Annotated in this window: 11 protein-coding genes and 1 tRNA gene; 7 read left to right on the top strand and 5 right to left on the bottom strand. The window is 70.7% G+C overall.

Features of this window, described 5'->3' with window-relative positions; genetic code table 11:
* The first annotated feature begins 135 nt into the window (after positions 1-135).
* The 3 genes from D8Y23_RS14995 to D8Y23_RS14985 all read left to right on the top strand — a co-directional run bounded on the left by D8Y23_RS14995 (position 136) and on the right by D8Y23_RS14985 (position 1329).
* Positions 136-525 carry an ester cyclase gene (locus D8Y23_RS14995; protein ID WP_128218880.1) on the top strand — a complete coding sequence of 130 codons (390 nt, stop codon included), beginning with the start codon at positions 136-138 and terminating at the stop codon, positions 523-525.
* Between the two features lie 82 nt (positions 526-607).
* Positions 608-889 (top strand): hypothetical protein, encoded by a 282-nt coding sequence (locus tag D8Y23_RS14990; protein ID WP_205797275.1) that lies wholly within the window; start codon positions 608-610, stop codon positions 887-889.
* Entirely contained in the window at positions 889-1329 is a 441-nt protein-coding gene (locus tag D8Y23_RS14985) for a BLUF domain-containing protein (protein ID WP_128218879.1), read from the top strand. The genes D8Y23_RS14990 and D8Y23_RS14985 overlap by 1 nt, the downstream gene beginning before the upstream one ends.
* Before the next feature lie 22 nt (positions 1330-1351).
* On the opposite strand, the gene D8Y23_RS14980 is transcribed toward D8Y23_RS14985, so the two are convergent.
* On the bottom strand, positions 1352-1933 hold the full coding sequence (locus tag D8Y23_RS14980; protein WP_128218878.1) for a TetR/AcrR family transcriptional regulator: 582 nt from the start codon (positions 1931-1933) through the stop codon (positions 1352-1354).
* 111 nt (positions 1934-2044) lie between these two features.
* Here D8Y23_RS14980 and D8Y23_RS14975 point away from each other — a divergent pair, with 111 nt between their 5' ends.
* A complete protein-coding gene (locus D8Y23_RS14975) occupies positions 2045-4555 on the top strand; it encodes an MMPL family transporter (RefSeq protein ID WP_128218877.1) in 2511 nt (836 codons plus the stop codon).
* Positions 4556-4569: 14 nt separating this feature from the next.
* On the opposite strand, the gene D8Y23_RS14970 is transcribed toward D8Y23_RS14975, so the two are convergent.
* On the bottom strand, positions 4570-5253 hold the full coding sequence (locus D8Y23_RS14970; RefSeq protein ID WP_128218876.1) for an SGNH/GDSL hydrolase family protein: 684 nt from the start codon (positions 5251-5253) through the stop codon (positions 4570-4572).
* 4 nt (positions 5254-5257) lie between these two features.
* Positions 5258-5328 (bottom strand) — tRNA-Gly (locus D8Y23_RS14965).
* Positions 5329-5509: 181 nt separating this feature from the next.
* On the opposite strand from D8Y23_RS14965, the gene dcd reads away from it, so the two are divergent.
* Positions 5510-6115, top strand: a complete 606-nt coding sequence (gene dcd / locus D8Y23_RS14960; RefSeq protein ID WP_128218875.1) for a dCTP deaminase — start codon at positions 5510-5512, stop codon at positions 6113-6115.
* 150 nt (positions 6116-6265) lie between these two features.
* Here dcd and D8Y23_RS17010 read toward each other — a convergent pair whose 3' ends face one another.
* On the bottom strand, positions 6266-6976 hold the full coding sequence (locus D8Y23_RS17010; protein WP_205797273.1) for a hypothetical protein: 711 nt from the start codon (positions 6974-6976) through the stop codon (positions 6266-6268).
* Positions 6977-7086: 110 nt separating this feature from the next.
* On the opposite strand from D8Y23_RS17010, the gene D8Y23_RS14950 reads away from it, so the two are divergent.
* Positions 7087-7602, top strand: coding sequence for a MarR family winged helix-turn-helix transcriptional regulator (locus D8Y23_RS14950; RefSeq protein WP_128218874.1), 516 nt, complete (start codon positions 7087-7089; stop codon positions 7600-7602).
* Between the two features lie 140 nt (positions 7603-7742).
* Here the strand turns inward: D8Y23_RS14950 and D8Y23_RS14945 are convergent, their stop codons facing one another.
* Complete coding sequence (locus D8Y23_RS14945) at positions 7743-9125, bottom strand: MFS transporter (protein ID WP_128218873.1); 1383 nt, start codon at positions 9123-9125, stop codon at positions 7743-7745.
* Between the two features lie 139 nt (positions 9126-9264).
* Between D8Y23_RS14945 and D8Y23_RS14940 the strand changes: the two genes are divergently transcribed.
* The coding region (locus tag D8Y23_RS14940) for a DEAD/DEAH box helicase (protein WP_128218872.1) at positions 9265-9718 on the top strand (454 nt) is incomplete at its 3' end.

Genomic DNA, 9718 nt, shown 5'->3' with positions numbered 1-9718 from the left:
CGAGCCGCGCCGGCGGGTCCGCGAGAACAGGCGAAGGGACGGGAACAGGCCGATTCCGCACGGATCGGCCTGTCTGCGCCGCGCCGCCTGTTCTCGTCGCGCCGCCGACGCGCGCGGGGCCCGGATAATCGAGGGGTGGAAGCCTGGGAGATGCGCGAGTGGTTCCAGGAGTTCCTCGACGCGCTGAACCGCCACGATCTCGCCGCGATCAGGGAGTTCCTGGCATCCGATGTCCGTCGTGCGCATCTGCCGGCCGGGGCCGACGCGTGGCTCGAGGAGTACGCGGACCTGCTCCGGGGATTCCCCGATTGGCAGTGGCGCCGCATCCAGGTGATCGTCGAGGAGGACCGCCTCGCCGTCCACCTGCGCGGAAGCGGCGCGCACACGGGCCCGTACGCGCATACCTCCCCTACTCGCCGGCGCGTGAGTATCGCCTCCTTCGCGATGTACCGGATCTCGGGCGGGCGCATCGTCGAGGCATCCGGGACCGACGACGCCCTGACCGTGCGCACCGCGGTGATGTGACGAGACGGCATCTGTCAAGCGGCTCGTCCGCGCCGTGCCGGTGAGTAGCTTGCAGAAGGCACGGTCGGAAGGAGCCCCATTCATGCATGTCGACGATCGCCCCGGTGCCGGGGTCGTCTGGTCGCGCGTCGAGGAGGGTTTCCACGTGGCGAGTGCGCGCGGCGCGTTCCTCGGCTACATCGACCGCGAGGCCGACGGCACGTACCTCGCCTACAACGGACGCTCGCGCCCGGTCGGGAAGTTCCCCGGGCTCATCGCCGCCATGGCGGCCGTCACCCACGCGCACGCCGAAGCGACCTCGGCACCGCACGAGATCGAGCTGCGCCAGGTTCCGGACGCCTTCCCCGGATCGGCGGTGCGCTGATGGCCGACGACCTCTACACGATGACCTATTCGAGCACCGCCGCCGAGCCGTTCGGCGAGGACGAGCTGGCTCAGCTGCTCGAGTCCAGCCGTGTCGCCAACGTCGGCACCGACCTGTCGGGTCTGCTGCTGTATCGCGGCGGACGGTTCCTGCAGGTGCTCGAGGGACCCGAATCGTCGGTTCGGGATGCCATCGACCGCATCGGACGTGATTCGCGGCACCGCGATGTGCGCGTGCTCGTGTCCGAACCGATCGCCGAACGCCGCTTCGCCGATTGGACGATGGCGTACGAACAGCTGGGCGAGTCCACGTCGCCGCCGCCCGAGGGCTTCCGAGACAGCTTCGACGACCTCGAATCGGCGGATGCCACGGTCACTGCACGCGCGATCGCCGACCTGACGCTGTGGTTCCGTGTGCGGTCGGGGCAGCGCGCGACGTAGCCAGCGGCGTCGCCCCACTCGCTCAGGGTCGCGACGGGCCGAGAGTCGCGGTCAACAGCCGGTCGATGACCGCGTCGTGGAGCGGGGACCGGCTCAACACGCGCAGCACGATGGCGCCGACGAGGGCCTCGGAGAGCTCCGCGAACGGCGTGTCCGCGGTGAGGTGCGGTTCCGTCCCCGCGGCGGAGGCGAGCCGTCCGGCGAGCGAGTCGGCATCGGCGAGGCTGTCGCGCAGCCGACGCCCGATCTCCGCGTTCTCGGTGGCCGCGGCGATCAGCGACCGCATCAGGGCCTCGCCCTGCCCGCCGTCCATGATCGCGGCGATGGAGCGCAGCCACGCCGTCAGGTCTCGGCGCAGGTCTCCCGTGTCGGGAAGGGTCAGTTCGTCGGGGAGCAGGGAGCGCTCCAGGAGGCACTCGGCGACGATGTCGCTCTTGGACGACCACCACCGATAGATCGTCTGCTTGCCGACCCCGGCCCGTGACGCGATGCCCTCGATCGTGAGGTGGTCGTAGCCGCGCTCCGCGAAGATCTCGGCCGCGGCGGCGAGGATCGACCGGCGAGCGGCCTCGCTGCGAACGGGACCGCTGCGAGTGTGCGCCATGAGGGCTCCTGTCAGCTGAGACGAGACGGTGCGTGTTATCTTTTCGGCGGTTCTCCGGGGCGGTGTCCACTGCGGCTCCGAGCCCCCGAGTCTACGAGTCGAAGGATGCCGATGGCCGAGCTGCTGCACCGACTGGGAACCTTCGCCGCGCGACGCGCCTGGATCGTGATCGCCGCGTGGGCGGTCATCCTCGGCCTCGTCGTCGGGGGCTTCCTCGTCGGCTTCAAGGGGCTGTCGTCGAGCTTCGACATCCCCGGGACGGCATCGGGAGAGGTCGTCGCGCAACTCGAGGAGGAGCTGCCCGACTTCAGCGGCGCGAGTGGGACGGTCGTCTTCTCCACCGACGACGGCTCCCCGCTCAGCGACGACCAGCGCAGCGAGATCAGCTCGCTCGTCACCTCGGCGCGGGACCTCCCCGATGTCGCCGACGTCATCGACCCGTTCGAGGCGTCCCAGCAGCTCGCGGACCGGAGCCGACAGGTCGAGGACGGGCGCGCGCAGCTCGACGCCGCCCGGGCGCAGGCCGAGTCCGGGCAGGAACAGATCGCCGCGGCGCGGCAGGATCTGGAGGCCGGCCAGGCGCAGCTGGACGCGGCGCGCGCGCAGCTGCAGGAGGCCCCCGAAGCCCAGCGGAGCGCGGGACTCGCCGCCCTCGACCAGCAGCAGGCGCAACTCGATGCCGGCGCGGCGGAGCTGGACTCCCAGGAACAGCAGGTGCGCGACGGCCTGGTCCAACTCGATGCGTCCGAGGCCGAGCTCGAGCGCGGCGCCGAGCTGCTGTCGTACGCCGACGGCATCCGCGTCGTCTCCGAGGACGGCTCCACCGCGGTCGTCAACGTCTCGTTCACCGAACCCCGTCTCGAACTCGCCCAGACCTCGAAGGATGCCGTGATCGAGCACTTCGAGGGGGCGCCCATCGAGGGTGTCCAGGTGGGCATCTCGACCGACATCTCGCAGGGCATCCCGGAGATCCTCGGCGTCGGAGAGGTGATCGGTGTGGCCATTGCGGCCATCGTGCTGGTCGTCGTCCTCGGCTCCGCGCTGGCCGCCGCCTTCCCCATCGTGACCGCCCTCGTCGGTGTGGCGATCGGCGCCATGGCCACCCTGTCGTTCTCGGGCGTCATTCAGATGGCATCCGTCACGCCGTTCCTGGGCGTCATGCTCGGCCTCGCCGTGGGAATCGACTACGCGTTGTTCATCGTCTACCGGCACCGGCGTCAGCTGCTGCAGGGGGCGGACGTCATCGAGTCGATCGGCCTCGCCAACGGAACCGCGGGAACCGCCGTCGTCTTCGCCGGCACGACCGTCATCGTGGCGCTCCTCGCGCTCAACATCACCGGCATCCCGTTCCTCGGTCTCATGGGCACCGCGGGCGCGATCAGCGTCGCGGTGGCGGTGCTGATCGCCGTGTCGCTCATCCCGGCCTTCCTCGGTCTCGCCGGGAGGCGGGTGCTCAGCGGGCGCGCCCGCGTGCGTGCCGCCGACGCCGCCGTCGCCGCGGAGAGCCCACGGTCGCGCGTGCGCCCGATGTCCGGCATCCGGGCCGTCGTGACGGTGGTCGTCACCATCGTGGCTCTGCTGGTCATCGCCATCCCGGCGCTGTCGATGCGGCTCGGTCTGCCCGACGGCGGATCCGAGGCGGAGGACTCGACCGGCTACCGCGCCTACACCGTCACGGAGGAGGCCTTCGGGCAGGGCGTGAACGGTCCCCTTCTCGTCACCGCCGCTCTTCCCGACGGGCTCGACGACGACGGGGTCCAGGACGCACAGCTTGCCGTGGCGAGGGTCCTCGCCGCGCAGGACGACGTCGTGGCGGTCGCCCCCGTCGCGGTCTCCGACGACGCGCGCCTCGCCGCCTTCCAGGTGATACCGACCGAAGGACCCAGCAGCGCCTCCACCGAGCGTCTCGTCCAGGACCTTCGTGCCCTCCCGCCCGTCGACGGCGACATCGCGCTCGGGGTCGCCGGGCAGGCGGCCATCAACATCGACATCTCCGAGGGGCTCGCCGACATCCTGCCCCTGTACCTCACGGTCGTCGTCGGCCTGTCGTTCCTCATCATGGTCATGGTGTTCCGCTCGCTCCTGGTCCCCCTCGTCGCGACCGGTGGGTTCGTGCTGTCCCTGTTCGCGACGTACGGCGCGGTCACGGCGATCTTCCAGTGGGGATGGTTCGCTCCGCTGCTCGGCATCCACCAGACCGGTCCGATCCTGAGCTTCCTGCCGGTCATCCTCGTCGGCATCCTCTTCGGGTTGGCGATGGACTACCAGCTGTTCCTCGCCACGGGCATGCGGGAGGCGTACGTCCACGGTTCACCCGCGCGGCTCGCCGTGGCGCAGGGATTCCGCGCGGGGCGCACCGTCGTCATCGCCGCGGCGATCATCATGGTCGCCGTCTTCGGCGGATTCGTGACGAGCGAGGCGGTCATCATCAAGTCGTTCGGACTGGGCCTGGCCGTCGGCATCCTCCTGGATGCCTTCATCGTCCGGATGCTGCTGATGCCCGCCGTCATGCACCTGCTCGGACGGTCGGCGTGGTGGCTGCCGCGGTGGCTCGACCGCGTCCTCCCCGACGTGGACGTCGAGGGCGCCGCGCTCGAACGTCGGCACCCCTCCCACCACTGAGGGGCTGCGGCCGGTCAGATGCCGAGCGCGCGGAGCTCGGCATCCATCCGCTCGGCGATCTGGGCGTAGCCGACGTCGTTCGGGTGCAGTCCGTCGTCGGCCATCCAGCTGTCCGCGTCGTCGGCGTAGTGCCCGTCGAGCCAGCGGCTCGCGCCGGCGATGTGATCGGCTCCGATGCGCTCGGCGGCGTCGCGCACCCACCCGATGATGATGTCGACGGACTCCGGTCGGTCGGCGGTGTACCAGAACGGCTCGACCACGATGATCCGGGCGCGGGGCAGACCCTGGCGCAGCCGGTCGAGGTCGCTGTCGATCGTCGCGCGGATCTCGGCCGCCGCGCGGTCGTAGCTGAAGTTGTCGTTGAGCCCCATCGTCACGAACACGGTGTCGGGCTCGTCGCGGATGACCTGGGCGGGGATGTCATCCAGCCCCGGTCCCATGCCCGCGCGGCGGTTGACGAAGCCGAGGCCGTTCTCGCTGCGGTTGATCTCGGTCCACCCGCGCTCGGCGCAGATGATCGTCGACCACCGATTCTCGGAGGAACTGGCTCCCGTGCCCCGCGTGTACGAGTCTCCGTAGAACGCGACGGTGGTCGCCCCGGGCGCTGTCGACGGCGCGGGCTCTTCCGCGGCCGGAGCGCAGGCCGTGAGGCCGAGCGCGAGCAGCGCGGTGACGAGGATGCCGAGCACGCGATGCATGGGGAGGGGCTGACGGGAATCGAACCCGCGCTGTCTGCTTGGGAAGCAGAAGTTCTGCCATTGAACTACAGCCCCGAGCGCCTGACGGCACTCCCGCCAGCATAACAGCGTCTCCCGTGGCATCCGGCTCGCGATTGGGTCCCGAGCGCACACGATCCGCGCGAGAGCGTACGTTGTGGTCGCGCGGAACAGGTGCGCTCGCACGGAACGTGTGCTCTCGGCGATGCAGCGGGGCCCCACGGCCTAGGCTGGGCGCGTGCTGCTCTCCGATCGCGACATCCGCGCCGAACTCGCCGACGGACGCCTGGGACTCGACCCGTTCGATCCGGCCATGGTGCAGCCGTCGAGCGTTGACGTGCGCCTCGACCGGTACTTCCGGCTGTTCGACAACCACAAGTACCCGTTCATCGACCCCGCCGAGGACCAGCCCGAGCTCACGCGCCTCATCGAGGTCGAGCCGGACGAGCCGTTCATCCTCCACCCGGGCGAGTTCGCGCTGGGCTCCACCTTCGAGCGGGTCACCCTGCCCGACGACGTCGCGGCGCGCCTCGAGGGCAAGTCGTCGCTCGGACGCCTCGGGTTGCTGACCCACTCCACCGCCGGCTTCATCGACCCGGGCTTCTCGGGACACGTCACGCTCGAGCTCTCGAACGTCGCGACGCTGCCGATCAAGCTCTGGCCCGGCATGAAGATCGGGCAGGTCTGCTACTTCCGCCTGACCTCGCCTGCCGAGAACCCCTACGGCTCCGGGCCCTACGGCAACCGCTACCAGGGGCAGCGCGGTCCGACCGCGTCGCGTTCCGCGCTCAACTTCCACCGCACGGACGTCGGCTCGACCGACGCGGGTTCCGCCGGGCGGTGATCCGCACGACAACAGCCCCGTCGAGTCGACCTCGGCGGGGCTGTTGTCTTGTGCGCTCGCGGTGCGGCGTCGTCTCCAGCGATAAACGCGATTCCCGCCCAGAAACGCGGTGTACACGCGTTTCTGGCAGCGGAGAGCGTTTATCGATGATCACTCGGATGCCATGGAGTCACCGGATGCCGAAGCCTCGCGGCCGCGGCTGAATCCGGCGTCGAAACCGCGCTCGTACGCGCGCTGCGCCGACCGGCGGTCGTCACGGCCGTGGCCGTGGTGAGCCTGCCGTCCGTGGTGCGCGTGTCCACCGTGACGAGGGTCGCAGCCGTGGCCGTGGTCGCCGCGACCGTGCTCCTCGGCGCCACGCTCGCCGCGGGCGAACCCGCGCCCGCCGGGACCGAAGCCGCGGCCGGGACCGAAGCCCGGGCCGAAGCCGCGGCCCGGGCCGAAGCCGCGCCCGAACGGCGTCGCGTCCGACGCGTCGATGCCCAGCGCCGCGGACACCGCGTCCAGGGCGGCGAGCAGACCCGCGAGATCTTCGGCCGGGACGTCGGCGAGAAGCGCCGAACGCTCGGCATCCACTCGGTCGAGGATCTCGCGACCCTCGCTGGTCAGAGCCCAGCCGTCGTCGGTGCGCTCGATCCACCCGCGCTCGGCGAGGGAGGTGACGCGCTTGCCGCCGCGGGCGAGCCGCTCGGCGATCCAGGGCGCGTCGATGCGGCCGTCGATCGCGCGCAGCACGAGGACGGCCTTGGGGTGCAGGTCGCTGTCGCGCAGCTGCGCGAACAGGCGGTGGTGCAGCGCGTGTCCGACCGTCGTGAGGCGATGGGCGAGGCTGCGGGGATCCAGAGGTGTGGAGGTGTTCATGGGGTGTTCCTTTCGTCTGGCGGAGAGTCCGCCGAGTACATGTCATGTGACAACGAATGTACTGTGACATGTATTCCAGATGCTTGTCAAGCGACATGTAAAATCGGCGCATGACCACCGACCCCGCCGACGAGATCGCCGCCGCCCTCGCGAAACTGCGGGGTCGCCGTCCGCGCGCGCCGTTCGGCGGGGGACACGGCGGCCCCCACGCCCACGAGCACCGGGGTCACGGTCCGCACCCGTTCCACGGCGGCCCGCCGTGGGCCGATCCGGGTCAGGGCAGATTCGGGGGAGTCGCGCGCCTGCGCATGCTCGATGCCCTGGTCTCGGCATCCGGTCCGCTGTCGGTGAGCGAGATCGCCGACGCCGTCGGTGTCGATCAGCCGCGCGCGTCGCGCCTCGTGCAGCAGGGCGTGCAGATGCGCCTGATCGAACGCGAGCCCGATCCCGACGACGCCCGCCGCACCCGCGTGCGCCTCACCGCCGAGGGCGAACGCCTCGTCTCGAGCCTGCGGGGCAGGAGACGGGATGCCGTGCGCTCCGCCCTGGAGTCCTTCACCGACGCCGAGCGCGCCGACTTCGCCCGCCTCCTGGCAAAGTTCGCCGACGCCTGGCCGCAGGACTGACGCCGCGGCATCCCGGTGTCGTCAGAACAGGGGATGCCGCGAGAACAGGCCGATTTCGGCTCGATCGCCCTGTTCTCGGCGCGGGGCCTGTTCTCGCCCCGCCGCCGCAGCGTCCGGTCCGGCGCGCCCCCGGCCCCGCGTCAGCGAATCGCGGTCGGGCGGTTCTGCACCGGGATCATCAGCGCCAGGCCTACGGCGAGGATCAGCACGATGCCGAGGATCCCGAGGCGCGTGTCACCCGTCAGCCCGACGAAGAGCGCGAACAGCCCGGGCGCGAGGAACGACACCGCCCGTCCCGTCGTGGCGTACAGGCCGAAGATCTCACCCTCGCGACCCTCGGGAGTCGCCCGCGAAAGGTACGTGCGGCTCGCCGACTGCACCGGACCGACGAACAGCCCCAGGCCGAGCCCGGCCACCCAGAACAGCGGCTGCGACGTGCCGATGAACAGGACCACCGTGCCCAGCACGATGAGTCCGGCGAGCGAGAACACGATGACGCGCTTCGGGCCGAAGCGGTCGTCCAGGCGTCCGGCGAACATCGTGCTGATGCCGGCGACGACGTTGGCGGCGACCGCGAAGTAGAGCACCTCGGTCGCCGAGAAGCCGAACACCTGCGCCGCGATGATCGCGCCGAAGGTGAACACGCCGGCGAGGCCGTCGCGGAAGATCGCGCTCGCGACGAGGAAGAGCAGCACCGGGCGGCTGTCGCGCCAGAGCGAGCGCAGCGTCCCCCACAGCAGCACGTACGACTGGAAGAAGCCGACCCGCACCTTGCGGTTCTGCGGCGGGATCTCGGGCACCCGCACGAGGACCGGGATCGCGAACAATGCGAACCAGATCGCGGATGCCAGCACGGCCAGCCGCACGTTCAGACCGCCGTCCCGCGACACGGCGAGGATGCCGGCGGCATCCGGGTTCCCGAACCCCTGGATGAACAGCACCAGGAGCAGGAGCAGGAGCACGATGCCGCCCACGTATCCCATGCCCCAGCCGAAGCCCGAGACGCGGCCGACGTTCTCGCGCGTGGAGACCTGCGACAGCATCGCGTAGTAGTTGACGCTCGCGAACTCGAAGAAGACGTTGCCGACCGCCAGCAGGGTCGCGCCGAGCACGAGGTACTGCGGCGTCCCCTCGACGAAGACCATCGCCGCCATCGCGGCCACGACCACGCCGGTGTTGATCGCCAGCCAGAGCTTGCGGTGCCCGGTGCCGTCACTGCGCTGACCGAGCACGGGAGCGAGGAGCGCGACCGCGATCCCGGCGATCATGAGCGCGGTGCCGACGAGGCTCGCGTTCTCGGCGAGGGCCCTCACCAGCTCCGGGTTGCGCTCGTCATCGCCGGCAGTCGCGACGATCGCGGGGTCGACGAACAGCGAGCTCGACAGGTACGTGCTGAACACGAACGTCGTGACCACCGCGTTGAACGCCGCCGACCCCCAGTCCCACAGCGCCCAGGCGAGGACCGGCCGCTTGCCGTCGGTGGAGGGGAGGGATGCCGCGGGCGCGGCGCCGGGAGTGGACATGTCGCTCACGCTAGAACCCTTCGGTGAACGCGCGGATACGCAAGGCGCGCACGCACCGCCGTCGGCGCGTCCGCTCAGGGTAGACCCTCCGCGCGGCCTCGAACGGGGGTTTCCCGGGGTGGCGCACTACCGTGGAGTCATGGCATCCGAAAACCCCGTCCCCTCCGCAGAGGCGGACACCGCCCCCGAGCAGCTCACCTTCGCCGACCTGGGACTGGATGCCGCCGTGCTCAAGGCCCTCAAGGACGTCGGCTACGAGACCCCGTCGGCCATCCAGGCCGCCACGATCCCCGTCCTCCTGCAGGGGCGCGATGTCGTCGGTCTCGCCCAGACCGGTACCGGCAAGACCGCCGCGTTCGCGCTTCCGGTGCTGTCGCAGATGGAGACCGGCCACAAGAACCCGCAGGCCCTCGTGCTCGCCCCGACCCGCGAGCTCGCGCTGCAGGTGTGCGAGGCGTTCGAGAAGTACGCCGCGCACATCAAGGGCGTCTCGGTGCTTCCCGTCTACGGCGGTCAGGGCTACGGCCAGCAGCTGTCGGCGCTGCGCCGCGGCGTCGACATCGTCGTGGGCACCCCGGGTCGCATCATGGACC

It is taken from the genome of Microbacterium enclense, from assembly GCF_004022425.1.
Lineage (GTDB): Bacteria > Actinomycetota > Actinomycetes > Actinomycetales > Microbacteriaceae > Microbacterium > Microbacterium enclense_A.
Note: the sequence above shows the minus strand (reverse complement) of the source record. Positions and strands in the feature narration are given on the sequence as shown.

Excerpts from the sequence above, each read along its gene's own strand:
- D8Y23_RS14975 (WP_128218877.1), top strand. The coding sequence starts at position 2,045 with ATGGCCGAGCTGCTGCACCGACTGGGAACCTTCGCCGCGCGACGCGCC.
- D8Y23_RS17010 (WP_205797273.1), bottom strand. The coding sequence starts at position 6,976 with ATGAACACCTCCACACCTCTGGATCCCCGCAGCCTCGCCCATCGCCTC.
- D8Y23_RS14970 (WP_128218876.1), bottom strand. The coding sequence starts at position 5,253 with ATGCATCGCGTGCTCGGCATCCTCGTCACCGCGCTGCTCGCGCTCGGC.
- D8Y23_RS14950 (WP_128218874.1), top strand. The coding sequence starts at position 7,087 with ATGACCACCGACCCCGCCGACGAGATCGCCGCCGCCCTCGCGAAACTG.
- D8Y23_RS14985 (WP_128218879.1), top strand. The coding sequence starts at position 889 with ATGGCCGACGACCTCTACACGATGACCTATTCGAGCACCGCCGCCGAG.
- D8Y23_RS14990 (WP_205797275.1), top strand. The coding sequence starts at position 608 with ATGCATGTCGACGATCGCCCCGGTGCCGGGGTCGTCTGGTCGCGCGTC.
- D8Y23_RS14945 (WP_128218873.1), bottom strand. The coding sequence starts at position 9,125 with ATGTCCACTCCCGGCGCCGCGCCCGCGGCATCCCTCCCCTCCACCGAC.
- D8Y23_RS14980 (WP_128218878.1), bottom strand. The coding sequence starts at position 1,933 with ATGGCGCACACTCGCAGCGGTCCCGTTCGCAGCGAGGCCGCTCGCCGG.